This is a genomic window from Paraburkholderia humisilvae, from assembly GCF_902859855.1.
GTDB lineage: Bacteria > Pseudomonadota > Gammaproteobacteria > Burkholderiales > Burkholderiaceae > Paraburkholderia > Paraburkholderia humisilvae.
The window spans coordinates 1-21,990 of record NZ_CADIKH010000074.1 but is presented as its reverse complement, the minus strand read 5'-3'; the positions used below and the strand labels follow the sequence as shown (position 1 = coordinate 21,990).

Genomic DNA, 21,990 nt, shown 5'->3' with positions numbered 1-21,990 from the left:
AAGGCTGGCGAGGAAGACGGCAACGTCTGATTCGCCCGCCGGCGCTGCTTCAGCACGCACGCCGTGGGCCGCGAACTCGCTCAATGTCTGCTGAGCCATTCGCATCTCCTGGAGCAGCCGCACAGGGTCGAGGCCTTTGAACTGTACCTTCAGTTTCTCTTTGATAGCAGGTTCGACGCTGTCGTGTGCCAGAAGCCGATCGCACGGCGTCGCCGGTGCTAAGTAGACCTTGTGTACGCGAGCGCCGTCACGCGTCCTGGACTTCAGCTTGAACGAAGGCTGGAAGAAGTTAATGTATAGCCGCGATGACGCGTACAGCTGCGCCAGCGCGTTCCTGGCATCGACACCGCTCAGCCGGCCATAACCGACCAGCCGCCGCACGACGGCGCCGTTCTTCTGTTCCACCCAAGCCTGATCGTTCTTCTTGTAGGCCCTCGAGCGTGTCTGCACAAGACCGCGGCCCTTGCAGTAGTCGAGGACGCTCTGGTTCATGAACGCACTGTCGTTATCCGAGTCCACTCCAGGCATCGCGAATGGTAGATCGGGCATAGTGGCCGCCGAACCTTCGCAAGCCGCTTGGTCGCGCAAGGACACTCGCTGGACACCGTTCAGTTATTGCTCGGGCATTCTCATCCTCGATCACGTCTCACCCTATCTGGACGTCACGGTACGAGAGCAGCTTGAGGCGTTGGCGACGTTCGATCGCTTGGATTGGGAGTGAAGATTTCGTGTCCGTGGCCGATATACAGATGGTTGCCGTTGCGCGCCGATGGTCATCGTGATATAGAATACTCATTGAGTAGATTAGCCGTGAGGCCACCGCGCATGCACACCCTGACCGAACACCCTATCGACGCCGGTACAAAGCAGACGGCATTTGCCTTTCTGGACAGAGCCGCCAAGGCCTTTCCCGTTAAAGGGGCGATCCTTTTTGGTAGTCGCGCGAAAGGGGAATTTCGCCCGGACAGTGACGCCGATATTGCGGTTGTCCTGCCGGGGCCACGCGGCCAGTTCATGGCGGCCAAGTTGATGATGGCCGACATGGCGTTCGATGTGTTGCTGGAAACGGGAATCAGGGTGCAGCCCCTTCCCGTATGGGAAGACGAATGGGCGCACCCTGAGTCGTATTCCAATCCCGCGCTATTGCGCAATATCGAAAGTGACGGAGTTCGCCTGTGGTAAGCGTTCACGACCTGTTGACTAAGGCCCGTCGCGCATCATCCTCGGCGGCTTTGCTGCTCGATGATGGTGACATTAACGGAGCATGCAACCGTGCCTATTACGCCATGTTCGATGCTGCCCGCGCGGCGTTACTCGCGTCCGGAGCACCGGTCGATCCAAATGTCGTGCGAACACACAACGGTGTGATTGCGGCGTTCGGCCTGCACCTGGTCAAGACCGGTCGGGTGCAGCCTGAATGGGGCCGCGCACTGAACCGTGCTCAGGAAATCCGCCAGGTGGCCGACTATACCGGCGACGGCGTGGACATGGAGTTGGCAGCGTGGGTCGTTGAGCAGTCGCGCATGTTCATTCAGGCGATACGGGCCGGGTTCCAGATTGATGCGCCGGAACCGGCTGACAAAAGCCCGCGACGGCCTCGCCCGTAAAACTGAATGAATACGTTGATACGTCGAAAGAGGATGGCGCGGTGAGAAAGAGCACACCGATGACGCAGCAGGACTTTCTGCGTCAGGCAATGGACACGATGGGCATGACGCGCGAGCAGTTTGCAGAACGCATAGGCGCAAAGAAGCGTGGGTTGGATAACTGGCTTCTGCCCAGCGACTCCAGGGAGTTTCGCGCGATGCCTGAAATGGCATGGAAGTTCATTCGGGAGATTTTGCAGCACCACAAAGAAAGTGTTTGACTATACTCATTGAGTATATAAAATAGAGCTATGTTAGACAGCGCGGCTCGCCCGAGTCGAGTACAGGAAAACTGATGCTGTCAGATTACCTCTCGGCGAATGGCAGCGTTCTCGCAGAAGCCCTTCTGCGGCCCGAGGTTGCGTTCAATGGCAAGCCGCGCCCGCTGATATGGGCGAGTAGCAAAATGGGTAGCACCGGATGGCAACCGGTCACAATGAGCTTTACCTGGGTTGGCCAGAAGGCTTCGTGCCGACATTCCGCCGGCTTTTATTGGTCCGGGGCGGTCTGCGTTAACGCTGCCAGCAACGCTGTTCCGTCTTGGTATCTATCATCAACGGCGCCTGGGAGACAGGGGGACGTACTATGCGCGCGTTTCTTCCTAAGAGAGCTTCGGGCGCGGTTGCGACAGCTGCGCCAAACCTGTCGGAAATATACTTGGGCTTTATCGCCTGTCTTAACCGGCAGGACTGGTCGAGCCTTCATCACTTTGTGGCCCATGACGTGCAGTGCAGTACAACGACAAACCGCTTCGCCTTGCGGGCTACCTCAGCATGCTGAAGGCGTACTGTGATGAAATACCCGACCTCTATTTTGAGGTCAACACACTGATTGCCTCGCCACCGTTCGTCGCAAGCCGGGTCGTCTTCAACTGCGCGCCTAACGATGTATTCCTCGGGCTGCCCGTACGTGGGAAGAGGATCTCATTCTCCGAAAATGCTTTTTACTTGTTCAATGGAGAAAAGATCCAGCAAATATGGTCAGTCATGGACAAGATGGCCATAGAAGCGCAGCTGTGAACCCATTTCGACGCGGACGACCGTGGGCAATGCTTAATTGTGCCCTCGGCCTTGAGCCAGATCGGCCACCCATCGTTCTCGACGGCATGTGTTGCCCCTAGGCAGCCGCGTGGTCCGCACGAGATAGACGAGGCCCCCTCTCTGCTGGCTAGTGAAGCGTCGCGGCCTCGCAGCGCGCAGTGCTATTTAGCCATCCGTGGCCTGCTCCCGTCCTATCCTCGCAGCGCGCCTTGCGGAAAAGGATTTGCTTCACAGCAACACGCAGACGGCGCTTCGGCAGAATGCGCGGCGCGGTGAAGTCTGTAAGGCCACGGGTAGGGTGTCGCCAGGGAGCCGCATCGTGATTGGCGACCAGGGCAACGCCCGAAGAGTACGGTACCATCAATCGCGCCGTTCGCCAGGCACTGGAACGAAGCCGAGCGCGTCCGCACGATAATCGTCGATGTACGCCCCATCCGCTGAATCAGTAGCGGCTCTGGACGCGCTCGCGGCGCCAATTTCGTTCCTGAACGGGTTCTTGGAACGCGAGGACTAGCGACTCCGCCAATGCTGTCAGTATCGGTGCCAGCCCCAACCAGCCATCTGTCGCAGCATCCGCGCCCGTCGATATTCACGCCGGTAGTATGCGGCCACGAAGACGGTCGCGAACAGGAGGACCGTTGAACCAGTCACCACGGCTGCCAGGCTTGCTTCCATTGTCACCTCGTTTGGGCGGTTGTCGCACAATGACAGACCTGCGAGAGACGCAGAGTGCCGGCGGCAATCGCTTTCGCGCATTGCCTGTCGTGCAAGCGGTCATTCCAGATGGTTTTACTGCTTTCGGGCAATGGCCCACAGCAGTGAATCGCCACCCTCGGTCAGGCGGGGGCGCTGGGCTCCGGAGGCCAGCCGTTCTAGTGTGACGAGCTGGCGCTCCATTAGGGTGTCAAGTTCTGTGCGGTCAAGGTCGATCTGTTCGGGCGCAGACCGGATCAGCATCAGGACTGCGCATTCGTGAGGCGTTAGCATCGTATGAACTTCCGTATAAGTCTGATTTAAACGTCGCCTGAAGCGATCGCCATATTCAGTAGTTATGCGAACTTTTAAATTGTCCCGCTCCGCAGCGAGAGCCCAAATGCTACCCGAAATGTGGGAAGTCACACGATGAAAATAATGCATGCGGGACACATCGTTGATAGAGCACTTTTTATCTGAAGATTGGCTCTGCGATAGTTACTTACTGCGAGGACTAACTGGCTGCTTTTGCCCATTCTTCATCAGCCCGCGCTGTAGTCCCCTCGACGTTTTGTCTTTCACCGCCCAAGCTTTCTTCCGAGTGGCGTACGACGTGTGGCAGGAGCATCGCGCGCAGATAGGCGGCTGCGGTCTCCTCGGTCTTCTTGTCAACCGGAGCGCAATTCTTGCGGAACGGCTGATGACACGCGCCCGAATGGGTAGTCGATGTCCGGTGAAATCGACCGCACATCGACGCGATGAAGATCGGTCAAGACGCGACCCACTCTTGCGGCCGACGACCCGTAGGGTATCGCGGCGGCGCCCCCGTCGGGATAGCAAATTTGCAGCCCTGCAACTGGTGCGTTGCCGGTGAGCGGCGCCGACGGGTCAAGGTCGGAGGGTTGGCTGCGATCGTTATCGTGCGAGGCATCTGGCGCATTCGTGGACCGCGTCCTTTAATGGGGAATCCATTTCGCCGGCAACGTCGTTGGCTGAAGGCAGCTCGGAGTTCTTATTGGCTAACGCGACGCTTGCCGAGTGACGTACTGACGGTGACCTCACGCGTTCGAAACAGTTCGGTCGCGAGGTCAGTTCTTCCCTTCTGGGTAAGCCTTTCTCGTAGCAGTTCACTAAATAGGTCGATATTTCCGGTGCCGTGCAGTGCTACAAATTCCGACACGACTTCATTCAAAGCCGTTTCCGCGGTTACCCGCGATAAGGTGCTCGCAATTATCGACGCACCGCGACTGAGTTCAACGTGGTAGACCGTTTCCGCCAGGCGCCGCTCAGACGGGCTGATTTTTCGCACGTTTTTCATTCGGAACCATCTCCCAGTAAGATACCCTTTCTTCGTCGCCAACTGCCTTCAATAACGCGGTGCGCTCTTAGGCTCGCCGCCTGACGCGCCGGACAGCGGCTGACGCGTCGCAGAGTACGTCGCACTTTTCGGTGCCTTTTGCTTACTGGCTTTTCGGCATTAAGAGGGCGATTCGGGGTCTTGCAGACTCCGTTGCCGGTTGTGCGGCGTGCCATAGCAGGCGTTTGCGCACAAGTCATGCCTGAGTTAAGGAGTGACAAAGATATCCTGGCACGCTCGGCGGTGTCGACAAATCGGCATCTGGGCAACATGTATGCGGGAGCCCCCGACCTGCGCTGCCGTGTCAGGCGCCGCGGGCGGCCAGGGTGGCACCGGTATGGGTACGCCCAATGCCGGCGGCGACACCGGGTCGGTGTCTCGGGCGTCCAGTGCGTTAACCATGAACAAGTCGGGTAGCACGTCACATAAACAGATGAAGAAGGGAGGGACGGGCGCTCCCGCGTCTGATACTGGCACAACGAAAAAACCGATTGATCGTAGCGCGTCAGCATGCGAGGCTTCGCGGTCTCCCCGTTATGCTGGGTAAGCAACAGAGCAAACTGGTACGGTAGCTAGGCTGCGTCTCGAGACGGGTTGCTGACACTCTCGCGACGTCGATATACGCGGGCTAGCGGGACGCGGCTATGGACGTCGCCGGTGAGACGGCGACGGAAGCCTCCAGCCCGGTAGATGCGTGCGTGGCTCAAGGTTATTTGGCACCTTGGCTTGGGCGGCTGGTGTTGCCGGCTGTGTTGCTGTCCAGCCGAACGATTACGGATACCGGACACACGGAGATGATCCCGGCTATAACGCGCCACGCACAAGCATAGGGATCGGCGGCGGCGGCGGCAGTTTCGGTGGAGGTAGCGTCGGAGGCGGTGTCGGCATCGGTGTCGGTTTTTGATGCCGGCAACCGATAACCAATTGTGAAGATGCTCGGCCAGCATATCGTTATGGGCGCGGGACCTTTGGCCAGTTCATCGCAAACCGGTGTTTCGATGAGCCGCTGCGGAGTGCTGCGGAAATACCGTACTGACCGCACAGTGGCACCCGCTCACAATGGCGACGCACGCGCTGAAGGCAACATGCTATGCATGTAACGCCATGACCAGCGTAAGTACGGGCAGATAAATCGGAGAGGACGTGCTCTTTTACCACCACGGAGTTGCGATCCAGCCATCGGTTACAAAAACTGGCCATGCCTTTGTCGCGCGTGTTTCCATTCTCGAGAAGGATGGGGAAGCCACTTCCCTGGGCGATCTCGGTTATTTTGCGAACCGGCAGTCGGCCTTCGCTTTTGCCGTCCGTTGCGGTGCCGCCTTCGTAGATGACGAGCCAATGCCCGGGCCGCCGGGCAAGCTTCGGCATGCCTGATCGTGCCCACGAGGGACAGTCTGCATCTGCAATTGACGCTCATCGGACAAAGCATGTCGTCACGCAGCTATCCGAAGCTGGCGCTTCGCATTCGAAGACCGATCCCATTGGACCCACCTGCGGAAAGGCCGTTTTATATTTTATTACGCGATTTCGAAGCTGACGTTGTGGCACAGAGAAGGCGACAGAGCTTCCGCGATGACCGCGCATTTTCTCCAGCTGCCCCAGCTGGGCCTCGGCCGCTTCACCTGGAGGGTTACCACCGCATGCTGAAGGCGTGTTGCGATGAAATACCCGACCTCTACGTTGAGATCGGCACGCTGATCGCCTCGCCACCGCTCGTCGCAACGCGGCTCGTCTTCAACTGCACGCCTCGCGATACGTTCCTCCGGCTACCCGTCGTACGCGGGACGAGGATCTCTTTTTCGGAAAATGCTTTCTACCTGTTCAATGGCGAAAAGATTCAGCAAATATGGTCAGTCACGGACAAGATGACCATAGAAGCGCAATTGTGAACCCCAATCCGGTATTTACAGTGCCAAGTAGCCGTTCCCGAGACCGAGTATCGACGGCGCCGTAGGCAACTTTCTTCTGGAACGTCCGTTACGGTCAGCTGACGGCGACCTGCCGTAATGCCGAAGGCTTCGCTTCGTGGGCGAGCGCTGCATAGATGTTCACGTAATGCTGCGCCATGATCATCGACGTGAAGCCCCGCACGAACGCCGCACGAATTTCGGCACGGGCAAGCGTGTCGAGTCGCGTCACGGCGTCGACAGCGGCGGGCACGTCATCGACGATATAGCCGGTCACGCCGTGGGAAATTATCTCCGGCACCGAGCCCCGGTTGAACGCAATGACGGGCGTGCCGCATGGCATCGCTTCGATCATCACCAGGCCAAACGGCTCGGACCAGTCAATCGGGAACAGTAATGCTCGCGCGCCCGCGAGAAATTCGGATTTTTGCGCATCATCGATCTCGCCGACGAATTCGACGTCCGCCCTCGACAGCAGCGGCTGGATCACATCCAGAAAGTACGCTTCGTCGGCCTTGTCCACCTTCGCGGCAATTTTCAGGGGCAGGCCGGCCCGGGCAGCGATCTCGATGGCGAGGTCGACACGCTTTTCAGCAGAGATCCGGCCGAGGAACGCCAGATAGGTCGGCTGCGTTTGCGGCCGAGGTGTCAGCAGTTTTTCCGACAGGCCGTGATAGACGGTACCGAGCCAATTCGCGTTCGGTAATGGAATCCGTTGCGAACTGGAAATCGAGACGACGGGAGCCTGCGGGAACATGCTGAACACCGGCTGAAGCTCCGGCAGGTCGAGGCGCCCGTGTAGCGTTGTCAGGAAAGGGATATCGACCAGCGAGTATCGACCAGCGAGTATCGACCAGCGAGAAAGTCGGGAACGGAAGATAACTCAGGTGGAAGTGCAGGACGTCAAACAGGTGCGCTACGCGTCGGACCTTCTCGAGCATGAGTAGATGCGGCGCAAGGATATCCCCAGTCCCCGTATCGAGTCGCAGGGAGCGTGGCCACGCGGCCTCAAGACGCGCGCTTGTTCGCGAGTCGCCGCTTGCAAAAAGGGTGACGTCGTGCCCCATATTAACCAGCGCCTCGGTAAGGTACGACACCACGCGTTCCGTGCCGCCATAGAGCTTGGGCGGAACTGCTTCGTGCAAAGGCGCGACCTGCGCAATACGCATGCTTCGCCCCCGTTCAAACGCTTCGCGCAGATTGCGCGGGTAAGGGGGCGACAGGTCCCGGGCCTTGAAGGCAATGAGATGGCATTCGTCCTCGTTCGTTCATGTCGTGCCACGCATCCTATGATGTCGTCACGTCCCTAGTCTTGATTGCCCGTATCTTTTCGTCAGACGGGCTTTGGTTCGTAGTCTTGGCGGCGTTCCTGACGTCGCTTGCCTTCCTCCGTCCTTCGACGTGCGTCTGTGACATCGCCCTGGCTTCCGGGTTCCTCTCGCGAGTTGAGCGGCCGACAGCCTCATTCACTTTGCCCTTTTGCGGTCTCCGCAGTGCCCTCGACCCAATCCCTGGTTGCCTCCGCGTGCCGTGCCCGCGCACGAAGTACCGCAACCAGCGTGCCCGACTGCTTGCCGCAGTTGTCGTGTGACCCGCGCCCGCGCTCCGGTGGCGCGTTGCCTGCTGTGGCCCTTGTAGGCCTGCAGCTTGGCTTTTCGCCCGCCTTTGCGAAGGGTCGCCGGTAAAAGGCCGCTCCACCCGGTGCAATTCGCAGCTTTATTCCTGCTTCGCCCTTTGACGACGACGGATCACCGGTAAAGGTGAACGCGCAGAATGCGACTGCGCGTTAGCGTTGTGATGAGCCCTCATTGTGTTTATTAACGGTCGGTGAAAGACAGACTGGGGCTGGGCCGACTACTTCGATAAGCATCGGCACGGCCTCACGCGTCGGAGTGACTTTCATGCCGCGTTCGCGCGCTGTCGCCGCCGGCGACATCAACTCCGCGCCAGTCATCATGCGCGCGTCGTCCGATGCAAGATACACGTAAGTTGGCGCCATATCGCTGGGGTCGATCCACGGAACGCCGGGTGGTGTTTTCTGCGCGAGCGCTCCACTACCTCCGGCTTGACGGGCGTTTCGGGAATGCTACCGCCTTTCGCCTCCTTCAGTGGCTGTGGGTAGCCGCTCTCTTTGCGCGTCACCTCTGTGTTGACCAGGATGATCGCGCTCACGGTTATTCCGAATTCGCGGCCGGGGATTCCAGGGAACACATGGGGTTCACGGACATACATTCGGCACGTACTCCTACGCGCTTCTGTCCCTTCTGGAACACGTATTGCGCAACAAGAAGCACAGTCTCACTTCGTCAAGTGTCGGCGGGTACGGGATTCGATCAATTCAACGAATTTTTGGTTTCCAGAAGGTGACCCGTCATGAAAAATCCATGGACGAAGATAAATCCTTTTTTGAGCATATGGCTGAGCGGTACTCATGCCGCGATTGGCTCTGCACGAGCGCGAGTCGCATCAGCCGCGAAACGGGAAGCAGCGAATTTCTGGACAGCGGCGCTGACGCCGCCGAGACCAAGAAAACGTAGAACGCGTCGCTGATTGCGCACTGGCGAAATCGAGCCGAGTGCACCTGAACCTGAAGCTGACCGGACGGCCGTCAACGGACCACTCGTCCACGGTTCCCTGTGGAGCTAGCTTCTATTGCGAAAGCGTGGGGTCCGCCGCCGGACTTCGAGGAGGAGACATGCAAGACCACAATTGTCAGCCATACCGCGGGCTCGGGGGTCCTCGTGCGCATCACTGAGATTAAGGCCGTTACCCTTAATAGAGTGGACCGACGCTATAACGTTACCTGGTTCCTTCATGAGGAAGGTCATTTTGTTCCCGCGAATGTCATTGCCAGCTTTTCCGAGCCACTGGACTTCGTGTCGCCGGAAGAAGCCCTGGGCTTCGCCGAGCGACGAGCGCACACCTTCGCAGACTGCGCGTTCACGGCGCATGAAGGCGAGAAGCGCAGGCAAGGATAACTGCTGCCTTGGCGACAGTATTGCCGGCAAGCGATGTAGAAAACGGCAGACCCGGTGTTTCCGATCGCGCAATGCACCTTCAAAAGAGCGAGCTTGAATGCTGTATTCGACAGTCATGCAGAGCATGCGCACAGGCGTCACTGCGTTCGAACCGGCCCTACGTGCTGCGTCGCTGTCGCGCGCGGCGCGATTTGGGTGGAAAAATTTCATGGACGCGGTCGCCTGATAGACGCGCTTCCCCCCGCTCGCTTGATTCGTCTCGCGCCATGACTGTCTTGCCTGTTGCGAGGACGTGGAGGTCCGGGCGCTTCGCGAGGTCGTCTGATTGCGCGCAGCGTGGCTATTTCGAAGGTAGAAAAGCGTCCGCTCAGGCATATCCCATGCGCTGTGTTGCGGGCATTCACTGAAACGGAGATTCTCATGTTCATGCACAACAGGCTGCTGCAGTACACGGTGCGCGTAGGCGCGACCAATCCCGGTCTTGCAAACCTGATGCTCGAGCAGTTCGGCGGTCCGCAGGGCGAGCTTGCCGCTGCGATGCGCTATTTCACCCAGGCGGTCGCCGAGGAAGATCCGGGCCGCAAGGACATGCTGTACGACATTGCGACCGAGGAACTCAGCCACCTCGAGATCATCGGCTCGATCGTGGCGATGTTGAATCGCGGCGCGAAAGGCGAACTTGCTGAAGCAGTGGATGAGCAGGCGGAGTTGTACCGCAAGCTTAACGCTGCAGGCAATGATAGCCACGTCACCCAGCTCCTTCACGGCGGTGGCCCCGCGTTGACCAATTCAGGAGGCGTCCCGTGGACGGCCGCGTACATTGACACGATCGGCGAGCCGACGGCTGATCTGCGCTCGAACATCGCGGCGGAGGCACGCGCGAAAATCCTCTACGAGCGGTTGATCAACGTCACAGACGATCCGGGTATCCGCGATGCGCTGGGCTTTCTGATGACCCGCGAAGTGGCCCACCAGAAATCGTTCGAAAAAGCGCTGTATGCGATCTCGCCGAATTTCCCCTCGGGCAAGCTGGCACCGATGCCCGAATTCGCGAGTACCTATTTCAAGATGTCGCACGGCGGAGAGATGGTTGGCGCGCCCTGGAACAGCGGTACCGGGCTCACGATGAAGGACGGCGAGCCGGCGGTCGATGGCGGGGACGGCAACGCCTGGGTCAACCTCGATTCTGCCGAGAAAACGTCGCTGTCCGCGATGACCGCGCGCCTTCAGTCGGATCCGCAAAGCGATCCGATGACGGGCGCGGAACTCGGCAGTGCAGAGGCGCTTTCCGACGACGTACGGTGACCGGAATTTCCGCCGTTTTCCTTGAAAACGGAGGCGTTTGTCGACCGGCGCGAGGTCGGCGACGAACGGTGTAAAGCACTAGCGTCTCCGGCGCGACATTCACGAACATCATTCTCACGGATTTCATTTATTCACGGAGTTAGCCATGACCACCAGAACCATCAGCGATCTGTTTATCCATTCGCTATCCGACATATACAGCGCCGAGAAGCAGATGACAAAGTCGCTGCCGAAGCTTGCCCGCGCAGCAACCAATTCCGATCTGAGCGCTGCCTTCATGACACATCTCGAGGAAACGCGGGGCCAGATTGAACGGATCGACCAGGTTGTCGAATCATGCGGGATCCGTCTCAAGCGGATCAAATGCGTCGCCATGGAAGGCCTTGTCGAGGAGGGCCAGGAGCTGATCGATGAGATCGAGCGCGGGCCCGTTCTGGACGCAGGGCTGATTGGGGCGGCACAAAAGGTCGAGCATTATGAAATCGCCGCATATGGATCGATCATCGCTCTTGCGAAGCAGCTGGGAGAAACGCATGCGGTCACCCTTCTGCTGCAGACACTGAACGAAGAGAAAGCCACGGACGAGAAGCTGTCGCTCCTCGCCGAGGAGGAGGTTGCAGCCGAAGCGCTAGGCAAATGAACCGGCTCGATGCAGGCGCGCGCCACGTACGGCTGTGCAGCGCGTGCCCATTTTGCGGATCCGCTTTGAAAGAGTGGATGGTCACCTATCAGGTGCTGGTCTGGCCAGGTGCAGTTCTGCTCTCAATCAGCGGCTGGAGATGAACGGTGGTGGAACGCAAGCCGGAAAAGCGGCCCTCCCGGAGGAGATTATCTCTCCGTTGGGACCGGCGAACCGCGACGTTCCCAACTGCCGTATACGCGTACTCGCGCGTCGCTGAGCCCCGCGTTGCAATCGCCATCTGCGTTTTGCGCAGATCCTGTTGCGTTGTCGACAACATGCAACCCCGACGTCCGGGGCAGAATCCGCGTCTAACAGCTGGTTTCGCCTCTGGTGTCGGGTACAGCGGTTGCGCTCGCGTGTGTTGAACGCAAGAATACTTGTGCTCAATCTTATGGACTTCAAACGAATGAGGACCTAATCATGAAGCTCCTGGCTACCCAAAGCGGACTCCCTCGTGTGTCGTGGGGCTCCGTGATCACGGGCGTCATTCTCTCGCTCGTCACTTACCTCATCCTGAGCGTGCTCGGGGCGGCGATTGGCATGTCCGCGCTCGCGCCTCTGTCGCGGCCCAATCCCTTGCAGGGATTCGGCTTTAGCTCAGGCGCATATCTGATCGTGATGACGGTTATCGCGGTGTTTGTTGGCTCCTACTTCGCGGGCCGATGCGCGCCCATGCTGGGATGGTTGCACGGGCTGCTGGCCTGGGCGGTCATGGTTCTGATGGTCATCTATGGAGCCACATCTCTTATTGGCAGCGCTGTGAGTGTCGCCGGAGGCCTGGCATCGAGCGGGGCAACCGTCGTCGGCGCGACGATGGATCGGTCGGGAGCGGCAGATACGACGGCAAGCACATTGACACAACGGGTCCAGGGCGCAATTGCGTCTGCCACTGCCGAAGCATCAAGTCCGCAAGCGCAGGCCGACGCACGTCAGGCAGCTGATACCGGGGCACGCAATGTAGCGCGTGCCTCCTGGTTCTCGTTTGCGGCGCTCATCGTCGGCGCGATCATCGCTATCGTTTCAGGACATGCGGGTTTTCGCCACCAGCCCCCGTTCGAGGAAGCCGCTGGCGTGTCGACAGATAACGCCGCGCTTCGGCGCGATGCAAGTCGCGGGGCGATTCCAGGCCGCACCGTTCCTTGAAATGCTTTCTCGGCCGTCTGCCGTTCCGGCAGCAGTTAACGCTGACGGCGTATCGGTCGTGGGGTGCACGAAACGTCGGAACATGCCGTGCCTGCCATGTTTGTCCTGGCGAGGATGGCACTGCTGTCCGCAAGGACACCAGATCACGAAGAATGCATGGGGAATTCGCGCAGATTAGCGGCGGACGGGGCGCCGATGGAGAGAATCATGGCATTGCGGACGTTTACCCATGTCACCTGTCCGCGCGGACATCAGGGCTCGATCGTCGAAAGTACATACCACGATTCCCGATCGCACTGGTATCTGGCGACGCTGCGAGGACTGTTGCACAACGGACGGTACGACGGGCTCGACGTCCTCTTTTCCGAGACCACGCCATCGTGCCCGGCATGTGGGCGCTCGTTGGGGCCGGAGCACATGACAGGACACGAGCACCGCACCTTGAACGCTGTGGCTGTCGTGTAAAGAGGATGTCATGATGCTGCCCGTCGGATTCGAACTCATCCTGGTGCAACCAGCCTGCGCGCATGCTGCTCATGCTGAATGCGCGTTCCTTACACGTCGGCGATGTGCTCGTGCCCGGTATCCTGCCGATCCACCCATGTCCGTCAACCCGGAATCGCAACGCGTTCTGGCAGGCTGAAATGAGGTGTATGAAGCCGCGTGTCGAGTTCACGATCAGGCGCGCTTACGCACAAATTATGCGGATTGCAAGCCGCGCTGCGCCTGCGGGAGACATACCGGACGGCGATTCGCGGGCGCGAAGGTCATACCAGCGGCGATTGACCGCCGGTCGCCACAGGATCCGGCGGGCGGTCGACGGGATGAGTGGTCCGCAAACGCTGTCGTGCATTCACCTAAAGCCGGGCCTTGGACGCAGGCCGCACCCATTGTGATAACAAATCCGCGGGCAACGTTTTCCGCAACCGTTACACTGATATGAACAACGCACACCACGCCTCCACATGAATGATTCAAGCAGCCCCACATTCGCACGAACACAACCTGTGGCCGCGCGTATCGTTGCCATTGGCGGGTCTGCCGGCGCAGTGCATGCGCTCTCCAGGTTCTTCGCGGCAGCGTCCGGGGTGCCGCACGACACCGCTTTTGTGGTCGTGGTTCATCTGTCGCCGGACTCCGAAAGCCACCTGGCCGAATTGCTCGCGGGAGCCACGTCGTTTGCGGTATCGGCCATCGAAGACAATGCACCGATCGTCGGCGCGCACGTCTATGTCATTCCGCCCAGAGTCTCAGTAACGGTTTCCCGGGGCGTATTCCGATTGGCGCCCGCTGTGGGGCGGCCCGACATCCCGATGCCGATAGACCGGCTGTTCGCGTCACTGGCAGCCGACCAGCGCGAACGCGCAATCGGGATCGTGCTCACCGGGGCCAATGCCGATGGTTCGGCGGGTTTGCGCGCGATCAAGGCCGAGGGCGGCATGGTGATGGCTCAGGATCCTGAAACGGCAGAGCACAGCACGATGCCGAGGCTGGCCATAGCCACAGGACTGGTCGACTATGTGCTGCCTGTCGAGCAGATGGCGGCGGCGCTGATCGACTACATCGACGGTTCGAAGAACGCGAACTTGCCCGAATCCGATGCTGACGGGCATTCGCCCGATCTCGAACCGGTGCTCAGAGCGCTGGCCGCCGCGGGTTCAGAATTCAGGGGCTACAAGCGGGGCACACTGGAACGTCGCATTGCCCGCCGTATGGCCGTGAATCGGGTAAGCAGTCTCGACGCCTATTGCAACATACTCAGAAATCAGGCTGAAGAAGCAGAGGCGCTAAGCCTCGACATGATGATCGGCGTGACGGAATTTTTCCGTGACCCGGAAGCCTGGCAGGTGCTCTCCGAGCGTGTCCTTGCCAGCCTGCTTGCGGAGCCCGAAGGTGACCAGCCGCTGCGCGTGTGGGTGCCGGGGTGCGCAACTGGCGAGGAAGCGTACTCGATGGCCATATTGCTCAGCGAAGAGATCGAGAGGCGCAAGGCATCGCGCAAGTTCATGATCCTTGCGTCCGACGTCAATCGCGCAGCGCTGGCACGGGCCCGCACGGGTGTCTATGCTGCGGGCGTTGCACTGCCGCTTGGCGAAACACGTCTCCGGCGGTTTTTCCAGGCGCACGACGACGGATACCAGATCCGGCAGGACCTGCGCGAGACGATTCTCTTCACGCCACAGAACCTGATTGCGGATCCGCCATTCTCCCGGGTCGACCTCATCAGTTGCCGGAACCTGCTGATTTACCTCGAGCCCGAAGCGCAGCAACGCGTGTTCGAGCTGTTCCACTTTTCGCTGAACCCGAAGCGGTATTTGTTTCTCGGCCGTTCGGAGAGCACCGATCCGGATTCCGTCCAGTTCGAGGAGATATCCAAGGCGTGGCGCATATACCAGCGCAGTCCGGTCGCCGCCCGCGGCATCTCCGGTCACAACTTCCCGGCGCGCGCGGTTCGCCGCGAGGAATTCCAGCCGGCCAGCCGCGCGGGCGCCAGAAACAAAGGATACGCGGAACTGGTCAACGCGACCTTGCTCGCCGAGCATCACGCCGCGTCCGTGCTGGTCAATCCGGCCCACCAGGTCCTGTACGTGAGCGGCTCCCCCGATGAGTATCTCCGGCAGCCTGCGGGCGAGCCGACCGGTAATATTCTCGACATGGCGCGCGAAGGACTGCGCCTGAAGCTCAGAATCGCATTGCGTCGGGCGACCGGCAGCGACTCAGCCGCACCCGTCAGCGAAATTGTGTCGAACGCAGATGCGCCTGCCATCAGGATCACCGTGACGCGGCCTTTCGATACGACGCACTTCGGCAAGTCGTTGCTTGTTATCTTTGCGCGCCTGCCCGCCGTCGACCGCCCTATCGTGTCCGTCCCCGTGGGTGTTGACTCCGACCTCTGGCACCTCGAAGGCGAGCTTCGCACAACGCAGGCAGCTCTCGGTAGCACAATTGAGGAACTGGAGGAAAGTAACAGCGAATTACGGGTTTCGAATGAAGAGATCCTGTCGATGAACGAGGAGTTGCGCTCGGCCAACGAAGAGCTTGAGACGTCGAAAGAAGAGCTGCAGGCAGTCAACGAGCAGTTAAACCAGGTAAATTCGCAACTCGAACAGAAAATTGACGAGCTGGGGGCGCTGAGCGAGGACGTAACGAATCTTCTCGCCAGCACCGAAATCGCAACCCTGCTTCTCGACCAGCAGGGCTTCATCAAGCGATTTACGCCCAGCGCCGGCAGGATCTTCGGCCTCGCGCCTGCCGATACGGGGCGCGCCATTGCGAATGTGCTCGGCGCGCCGCTGGGCGATGCGCTGATGCCAGACATGGAGCAGGTGCTTTCCGGCGAGACCGCCCATGCAGAGAGGGAAATCGAAACCGCTACCGGGCAATGGTATATCCGTCGCATCACTCCCTACGTAGCGGTTCGTGGCAAACCGTCCGCCGGCGCTGTCCTCACATGGACGGACATCACTCACGTTAAACGTTCGGACGAGCGCGCCCGACATCTTGCAGCAGTCGTTCAGGATTCGAACGATGCCGTCACGGTATTCGACCGGACCGGTCGTTTCCTCGCGTGGAACAGGTCCGCCACCACGATATACGGATACAGCGAGGCGGAGGCCCTCCGGATGTCAGTCTCCGACCTGGTGCCGCCTGGCGCCAGACAGGACCATCTCGACTTCATCCAGCAGGCGTTACACAAGGAAGCCTTGCATTCGTACGAGACACGGCGAGTCGCCAAAGATGGGCGCGTGGTAGACATCTGGCTCACGATGTCGATCCTGAGGGATGACGGTGGAAACGTTGTGGGAGTGGCGTCGACAGAGCGCGACCTCACCGAGCGCAGCATGAGCAATGCCTATCTTCGTGAGCGGGCAGAGCAACTTGCACTGGCCGACCGACGAAAGAACGAGTTTCTCGCGATGCTTGGCCACGAGCTGCGCAATCCGCTTGCCGCGCTCGTGTCGGCCGCAGACCTGCTCACGTCGAAAGCGGTCGGAGAGTCGAAAAAAACATGGGCTGCCGGTGTCGTGAAGCGACAGGGCAAAGCCATGATGCAGCTTGTGAATGACATGCTTGATATCGCGCGCATCACGAGCGGCAGTATCGAACTGAACCGGCAGGCCGTCACGCTACAGACGGTTCTCCAGAGCGCGATCGAGGTCTGCCAGCCCATTGTCGATGAACGGAAGCACAGCCTGTCTCTCCTGCTTCCGGGCGAGCCCGTATTCCTGTATGCGGATCCAACCCGCCTGTCGCAGGTTATCGAGAACATCGTCATCAATGCGGCGAAGTTCACTGCGCCTGGTGGATCGATCACGGTGCGTGCGTCCGTCGCGGCGGATCGGCTGTCGCTCAGCATCAAGGATAACGGGCGCGGTATCCCGCCCGCGATGCTCGGGAGCCTGTTTGACATGTTCGTTCAGGGGCCGACATCCGGCGGCCAGCGGAACAGCGGACTAGGAGTGGGACTGTCCGTGGTCAAGCGCCTGGTGGAGTTGCATGGCGGCTCGGTCAGGGCGATCAGCGACGGCACGACAGGCAGCGAGTTCATCGTCGACCTGCCGGTTGGCTCGCCCCCCGTGCCGCGAACGGCAGCGATGCAGACGCGTTGACGACCGCCTGCGCTCCCGCACGGATTCTTATCATCGATGACAACGCTGACGCATCAGAAGCGCTCGCGACGCTCCTGACAATCAGGGGGCACGAAGTCGAAACACGTACCGACGGGATTTCAGGCATCGCTGCGGTTGCGCACTTCAAGCCAAATGTCGTCCTGCTGGACATTGGTTTGCCCGACGTGAATGGTTATGAGGTCGCACGGCAACTGCGCGCATCTGCAGACGGTCACCATGTGACACTCGTAGCGGTCACCGGATATGGTCTGCCAGCTGATCGCATCCGCTCCGCTGAAGCAGGTTTCGATCATCACCTGACGAAGCCGGTGAGTCCCGAAGAACTGGCCCGGCTGATGAATGCCCGGACGTGATGGCAGAATTCCCGGCACGGTGAAGCGGGTAGCTTCGATGCTATGCACCGCCGGGCGCCCTGGGCTTTGCCATCAAGACCACTCCTTACCGGCACGCAATGTCAGATTGGGTTCGCCGAGTGCAACATGAACGGAATCCGGACGGTGAAACATGTCCCCCGCTCAGCGGTTGAGCAGACATCCAGCGTGCCGGAATGAGCTTCGACGATCTGCTTGCAGATGAACAAACCAAGTCCAAGTCCGCCGCCCGGGGCGCTCGATGGTGGTCTCCAGTAAGGCTCGAACACCCTGCGCTGCAGATGCTCTGGAATCGGATTCCCGTCATTCGAGACCGTCAGGACTACCTGTGCAGCGTCGTTGATGACGTACACGATAACCGCGGTATCTTCCGCTCCGTGTACGAGCGCATTCCCGAGGAGATTGGAGAGCAGCTGTTGCAGCCAGCCGGGATCGCCGCGCACGGGGGAGACGTTCGCGATATCGCAAACAATTCGCCGCCCGGGATTGGCATCTCTGAGCTCGTCGATGACTGCCTGCCAACGAGTACTGAGGTCGGTAATCGGTTGAAGAGACAGGGCAATACCACCGCCAAGTCTGCCCCTTGCAAAATCCATCACATCGTCAATCAGCCCCGTCATCCTGGCAACCGTGCGCTTCAGACGTTGTCCCGCAATCACCAGGTCAGGATCCGACTGCCGCCTGACCAGCAACTCCGCAGTCGCGTTGACGGCAGACAGCGGATTGCGCAGGTCATGCCCGAGGACCGCGATGAACTGCTCCCGCAGCGCCGCGTTTTCCCGTTCGGTGGTCAGTTGGTCTTCAGTCGACCATTGACGCATCTCGTTGTCCAGCTGCATCGCGATCAGGCTGGCGAAGACCTCGAACATCCGCACCACGCGCGGTTCCGATACCTTTGCCGGGCCCGCGTCGGTGACCCGCCTTGTGAAGTGGTCCTTCAACCCGTCGAATTGCAAGCCCTGTATTGCCGCGTACATCGAACCACCTGGCCGCCGGACACGGTGCCGTCTCTGCACCAGGCGATACGATGGATTGCCACCTTGGGCGGCTACCTGAATCGCCGTCATGATCCACCACCCGGCGCTACCGTCATCTGGCGAGGCTTCCTCGTCTTGCACGAAATCACCGAGATGTTCCGCATCTTTAACTCAGGTCCATAAGTTGTGGGTAAAGCTCAGCCCTTGAGGGGCGGGAAGGATAGCGCGGACGGCGTAGCCTTCCTTCCTGGGCATGTCGCGTGTAAATGACACCCGCAGAACCGGTTTCAAACCAAACGATTTCACGCTATCGTGCGATCCACCGTGGAAATCCTTCAAGCCTTCAGATTCGAACTCATGCCGACCGGCGAGCAGGTGCGCAGGATGCGCCAGTTCGCGGGCGCGTGCCGGTTCGTCTATAACAGGGCGCTGGCGTTCCAGAAAGAGAATCACGCCGCGGGGCAGAAGTTCGTCGGGTATGTCGGCATGGCGAAGCACCTCACGCAATGGCGCAACAGCACTGATACACCGTGGCTGAAGGATGGCCCGGTCCATACGCAGCAGCATGCGCCGAAGCACCTCGAAGTGGCATTCAGAAACTTCTTCGAAGGCCGCGCGTCGTTCCCGCAGTTCAAGCGCAAGGGCGCGGGCGACAGCTTCCTGTTCCCCGATAAGAATCAGATTTCGGTCGATGCCGGAAACGGGCGTATCAAGGTCCCGAAGCTCGGTTGGCTACGCTACCGCAAGAGCCGGGACGTTCCAGGCGAAGTACGTAGCGCTACCGTGTCGCTGCGCGCGGGCAAGTGGCACGTGTCAATCCTGACGAAGCGCGAGGCCGGGCAGCCGGTTCCACGCGGCCCGGCAATCGGTATCGACGTGGGCGTGGCGCGCTTCGCGACCATGAGCGACGGCAGTTTCATCGCGCCGCTCGCAAGTTTCAGGAAGCACGAGCAGCGGCTTGCGAAGTATCAGCGCCGGATGGCTCGCAAGGTCAGGGGCAGCAGCAACTGGAAAAAGGCGAAGGGTATCCAGCGGATTCACGCGCGCATCGCAAACGCGCGGTCTGATTTTTTGCACAAGGCTTCGACCACGATCAGCAAAAACCACGCAATGGTTGCGGTCGAAGACCTGAAAATCAGCAACATGAGCAGATCGGCGAAGGGTACGGCAGAGGCACCGGGGCGCAATGTCCGCGCGAAGTCCGGCCTCAACCGGTCGATTCTCGATCAGGGCTGGGGCGAATTTCGCCGCCAGCTCGAATACAAGACGGCATGGCGCGGCGGTTTCTTCGTCGCGGTAGACCCGAAGAACACGAGCCGTACGTGTCCATGTTGCGGCCATGTGTCGAAGGACAATCGCAGGACGCAGGCACTGTTCGCCTGCGTCTCGTGTGGCCACCAGGCGAATGCCGATCATGTCGGCGCCCTCAATGTGCTAGCGGCAGGGCATGCCGCGATTGCCTGTGGAGGGATGGCGCGGTCAGGCCACCCGGCGAAGCAGGAACCCACCGAAGGTGCTGTCGAACCCGTAGGAATCCCCGTCCTAAGGGCGCGGAGGATGTCAACCACTACAACGTGGCCCGAACCACCAAGGCGAAAATGCCGACGGTAGTCTCGGGCTCGGGCTATATATCTCGCGCGAGATTGCCAGGGCCCATGGGGGTGAGATTGGCGCGCGATCCGACGAGACGGAAACAGTGTTCTCCGTGCGCCTCGCTCGTGGCAAATAGCGCCCGTAATCAAAAAACCTGGAGGTTCGCGAGGGCACACAACGAACTGCTATCTCCACCTTGACGTCTTTGAGCTGATTCCTTAGCGAGCATCGTGGCGTCACACGCTCAGGCGGGCAGCAGATTTCCGGATCTGCGCGGGGGTGACGCCAAGTCGTCGAGTGAAGATGCTCGTCATATGGGCCTGACTCGAAAATCCGACAGCATACGCAACCTCCGCAATACTGCTCAACTCATGCGCCAACATCTCTCGAGCGCGGCGAAGTGTGTGCGTCGCGGGCTTTCGCGTTTCGGGAGCGGTGCCCTTCAATGCGGCTCATCGTCGCTCGTCAGCCACGCAGGGATATCACGCTTGCCGTTTAGCACGCGCCAGATTTCGACGTGCGTTTCGCGCTCAATGTAGAAGATCAGATGCGGATAGCGATCGAGCGGCCACGACCGAAGGCCCGGTATGTCCAGCTCATACGCATAGCGCGGTGACCCGACGGTAGGATGCTTCGCGAGTCGTTTGTACGCTTTCTCGATCTCCGCAACTAACCCAAGTGCGGCCTGTTCCGAGCCTTCGTCCACGATGTAATGAATTACCTCGCTTTCTACGTCCTGCTCGGCCATCCGGGTCGGGATGACTGGCTTGCCGCTCATTTGCGCGAAGTACGTACACGTGCGCGCAACGCTTCGAAGTAGCCGGCGTCGACCGGGGCCGTAAGGCCGGACGTCGCACCTTGTAGGAGAATCGCGCGCAGGCGCTTGCGGTCCTGGTCCTTGCGGATCAGTTCGCGGACGTACTCGCTGCTTGTGCCGTATCCGCACTCGTCGACCTGCTCGTCGACGTATTCCTTCAGCGAATCGGGGAGGGAAATGTTCATCGTGCCCATGGGAATCACTCTATCACCCTTTGGCAAAATTTGCCAAATCCTTTGCAGCCTAACGCGGTGGCCACGATAAAGCGATTTCGTCTTCTTCATGATTTCGTTCTACCGCCGCCTCCCGATCAATCTGACAGAGCCCTTTCTTCGCCTAACCGATCACGTTTGCGCGGTCGGAGGATTGTCCCGCGAGAGACATGCTGCCATTGCGGACTTTTGCAACAGGATCGCCTCGCAGATGAACCTGGTTTCAAAAAAGCCGTTGGATTCCGCCGTTGCGATACATGCCGAGTAGACGTCGATTTCCTGGAGTGTCAGCGCATGGACGTGTGCCATTTCGCCTGGCGCGTCGCCGTCCGGTTCGCTTGCCAATGCATGCTGGTCACCTATGGGAAGATCCTCGTTGATCGCTCGGACCGTTTCGCCGCCGCCATCGATTCTGCGCAGGCGCTCGATCAGCAATCGTTGCTGGCCGAGCGTTTCCTTGACGGAGATTTCCATCGGGTTGACGAATGGTACACGACTGGCGTACTGCGGCCCGCCCAGCCGCCTTGGCGCGCGTTCAACATCCAGCGCCAGCGCATAGGCTTCCTGTAGCAGATGCAGCAGATTTTGCCGTTGGTCGGGCATGACAATTCCCGTCATCGAAAGAGTGCGGCGTGATC

24 protein-coding genes and 3 pseudogenes are annotated in these 21,990 nt (G+C 59.8%); 18 read left to right on the top strand and 9 right to left on the bottom strand.

What is annotated here, in order from left to right; all coding sequences use genetic code 11:
- Positions 1-492: pseudogene (locus HV796_RS35550) on the bottom strand (transposase); the annotation flags it as partial.
- On the opposite strand from HV796_RS35550, the gene HV796_RS35545 reads away from it, so the two are divergent.
- The 5 genes from HV796_RS35545 to HV796_RS35525 all read left to right on the top strand — a co-directional run bounded on the left by HV796_RS35545 (position 491) and on the right by HV796_RS35525 (position 2,665).
- Positions 491-721 carry a hypothetical protein gene (locus tag HV796_RS35545; RefSeq protein ID WP_246356223.1) on the top strand — a complete coding sequence of 77 codons (231 nt, stop codon included), beginning with the start codon at positions 491-493 and terminating at the stop codon, positions 719-721. The pseudogene HV796_RS35550 and the gene HV796_RS35545 overlap by 2 nt on opposite strands.
- Positions 722-825: 104 nt before the next feature.
- Entirely contained in the window at positions 826-1,182 is a 357-nt protein-coding gene (locus tag HV796_RS35540) for a nucleotidyltransferase domain-containing protein (protein WP_175232551.1), read from the top strand.
- On the top strand, positions 1,176-1,607 hold the full coding sequence (locus HV796_RS35535) for a HEPN domain-containing protein (RefSeq protein WP_246356222.1): 432 nt from the start codon (positions 1,176-1,178) through the stop codon (positions 1,605-1,607). The genes HV796_RS35540 and HV796_RS35535 overlap by 7 nt, the downstream gene beginning before the upstream one ends.
- A gap of 59 nt (positions 1,608-1,666) precedes the next feature.
- Positions 1,667-1,867, top strand: a complete 201-nt coding sequence (locus HV796_RS35530; protein WP_246356221.1) for a transcriptional regulator — start codon at positions 1,667-1,669, stop codon at positions 1,865-1,867.
- Positions 1,868-2,374: 507 nt separating this feature from the next.
- Positions 2,375-2,665, top strand: coding sequence for an ester cyclase (locus HV796_RS35525; protein WP_343053059.1), 291 nt, complete (start codon positions 2,375-2,377; stop codon positions 2,663-2,665).
- 810 nt (positions 2,666-3,475) lie between these two features.
- Here HV796_RS35525 and HV796_RS43525 read toward each other — a convergent pair.
- Together HV796_RS43525 and HV796_RS35520 are read right to left on the bottom strand one after the other, a co-directional pair.
- A complete protein-coding gene (locus HV796_RS43525) occupies positions 3,476-3,673 on the bottom strand; it encodes a hypothetical protein (RefSeq protein ID WP_217478095.1) in 198 nt (65 codons plus the stop codon).
- 718 nt (positions 3,674-4,391) lie between these two features.
- Positions 4,392-4,697, bottom strand: a complete 306-nt coding sequence (locus HV796_RS35520) for a hypothetical protein (protein ID WP_175232549.1) — start codon at positions 4,695-4,697, stop codon at positions 4,392-4,394.
- A gap of 1,182 nt (positions 4,698-5,879) precedes the next feature.
- Between HV796_RS35520 and HV796_RS44470 the strand changes: the two genes are divergently transcribed.
- Together HV796_RS44470 and HV796_RS35510 are read left to right on the top strand one after the other, a co-directional pair.
- Entirely contained in the window at positions 5,880-6,110 is a 231-nt protein-coding gene (locus HV796_RS44470; RefSeq protein WP_175232548.1) for a hypothetical protein, read from the top strand.
- 53 nt (positions 6,111-6,163) lie between these two features.
- Positions 6,164-6,625: an ester cyclase gene (locus HV796_RS35510; protein ID WP_175232547.1), complete on the top strand. Its 462-nt coding sequence runs from the start codon at positions 6,164-6,166 to the stop codon at positions 6,623-6,625.
- A gap of 94 nt (positions 6,626-6,719) precedes the next feature.
- On the opposite strand, the pseudogene HV796_RS35505 reads toward HV796_RS35510, so the two are convergent.
- Positions 6,720-7,812, bottom strand: a pseudogene (locus tag HV796_RS35505) (glycosyltransferase family 4 protein).
- A 1,107-nt stretch (positions 7,813-8,919) separates the two neighbouring features.
- On the opposite strand from HV796_RS35505, the gene HV796_RS35500 reads away from it, so the two are divergent.
- The 8 genes from HV796_RS35500 (at position 8,920) to HV796_RS44465 (ending at position 17,735) form a co-directional block, all read left to right on the top strand.
- Positions 8,920-9,180 carry a hypothetical protein gene (locus tag HV796_RS35500; RefSeq protein ID WP_175232546.1) on the top strand — a complete coding sequence of 87 codons (261 nt, stop codon included), beginning with the start codon at positions 8,920-8,922 and terminating at the stop codon, positions 9,178-9,180.
- Between the two features lie 204 nt (positions 9,181-9,384).
- Positions 9,385-9,621 (top strand): hypothetical protein, encoded by a 237-nt coding sequence (locus tag HV796_RS35495; RefSeq protein WP_175232545.1) that lies wholly within the window; start codon positions 9,385-9,387, stop codon positions 9,619-9,621.
- Positions 9,622-10,041: 420 nt separating this feature from the next.
- On the top strand, positions 10,042-10,926 hold the full coding sequence (locus HV796_RS35490; protein ID WP_175232544.1) for a manganese catalase family protein: 885 nt from the start codon (positions 10,042-10,044) through the stop codon (positions 10,924-10,926).
- Between the two features lie 145 nt (positions 10,927-11,071).
- Positions 11,072-11,566 carry a YciE/YciF ferroxidase family protein gene (locus tag HV796_RS35485; protein WP_175232543.1) on the top strand — a complete coding sequence of 165 codons (495 nt, stop codon included), beginning with the start codon at positions 11,072-11,074 and terminating at the stop codon, positions 11,564-11,566.
- A gap of 462 nt (positions 11,567-12,028) precedes the next feature.
- Positions 12,029-12,751, top strand: a complete 723-nt coding sequence (locus tag HV796_RS35480; RefSeq protein ID WP_175232542.1) for a hypothetical protein — start codon at positions 12,029-12,031, stop codon at positions 12,749-12,751.
- Positions 12,752-12,958: 207 nt separating this feature from the next.
- A complete protein-coding gene (locus HV796_RS35475; RefSeq protein WP_175232541.1) occupies positions 12,959-13,216 on the top strand; it encodes a hypothetical protein in 258 nt (85 codons plus the stop codon).
- A 542-nt stretch (positions 13,217-13,758) separates the two neighbouring features.
- A complete protein-coding gene (locus HV796_RS35470) occupies positions 13,759-17,361 on the top strand; it encodes a CheR family methyltransferase (RefSeq protein ID WP_246356220.1) in 3,603 nt (1,200 codons plus the stop codon).
- Positions 17,358-17,735 (top strand): response regulator, encoded by a 378-nt coding sequence (locus HV796_RS44465; protein WP_246356219.1) that lies wholly within the window; start codon positions 17,358-17,360, stop codon positions 17,733-17,735. Before HV796_RS35470 ends, HV796_RS44465 begins: the two co-directional genes overlap by 4 nt.
- A gap of 101 nt (positions 17,736-17,836) precedes the next feature.
- Here the strand turns inward: HV796_RS44465 and HV796_RS35465 are convergent, their stop codons facing one another.
- Positions 17,837-18,769: a sensor histidine kinase gene (locus HV796_RS35465; RefSeq protein WP_246356218.1), complete on the bottom strand. Its 933-nt coding sequence runs from the start codon at positions 18,767-18,769 to the stop codon at positions 17,837-17,839.
- Between HV796_RS35465 and HV796_RS35460 the strand changes: the two genes are divergently transcribed.
- From HV796_RS35460 to HV796_RS44460, 3 genes and pseudogenes are all read left to right on the top strand, one after another.
- Entirely contained in the window at positions 18,683-18,913 is a 231-nt protein-coding gene (locus HV796_RS35460) for an IS4 family transposase (protein ID WP_246356217.1), read from the top strand. The two genes, HV796_RS35465 and HV796_RS35460, sit on opposite strands and share 87 nt — an antisense overlap.
- A 141-nt stretch (positions 18,914-19,054) precedes the next feature.
- Positions 19,055-20,341: an RNA-guided endonuclease InsQ/TnpB family protein gene (locus HV796_RS35455; protein WP_246356216.1), complete on the top strand. Its 1,287-nt coding sequence runs from the start codon at positions 19,055-19,057 to the stop codon at positions 20,339-20,341.
- Positions 20,295-20,459, top strand: a pseudogene (locus HV796_RS44460) (sensor histidine kinase); the annotation flags it as partial. The gene HV796_RS35455 and the pseudogene HV796_RS44460, both read left to right, overlap by 47 nt.
- A gap of 100 nt (positions 20,460-20,559) precedes the next feature.
- Here the strand turns inward: HV796_RS44460 and HV796_RS46005 are convergent.
- The 4 genes from HV796_RS46005 to HV796_RS35435 form a co-directional block, all read right to left on the bottom strand.
- Positions 20,560-20,769: a helix-turn-helix domain-containing protein gene (locus tag HV796_RS46005; RefSeq protein WP_217478093.1), complete on the bottom strand. Its 210-nt coding sequence runs from the start codon at positions 20,767-20,769 to the stop codon at positions 20,560-20,562.
- Positions 20,766-21,101: a type II toxin-antitoxin system RelE/ParE family toxin gene (locus HV796_RS35445; RefSeq protein WP_175232539.1), complete on the bottom strand. Its 336-nt coding sequence runs from the start codon at positions 21,099-21,101 to the stop codon at positions 20,766-20,768. Before HV796_RS35445 ends, HV796_RS46005 begins: the two co-directional genes overlap by 4 nt.
- A complete protein-coding gene (locus tag HV796_RS35440) occupies positions 21,098-21,334 on the bottom strand; it encodes a type II toxin-antitoxin system ParD family antitoxin (protein WP_175232552.1) in 237 nt (78 codons plus the stop codon). The genes HV796_RS35445 and HV796_RS35440 overlap by 4 nt, the downstream gene beginning before the upstream one ends.
- 150 nt (positions 21,335-21,484) lie before the next feature.
- The coding region (locus tag HV796_RS35435) for a hypothetical protein (RefSeq protein ID WP_217478092.1) at positions 21,485-21,990 on the bottom strand (506 nt) is incomplete at its 5' end.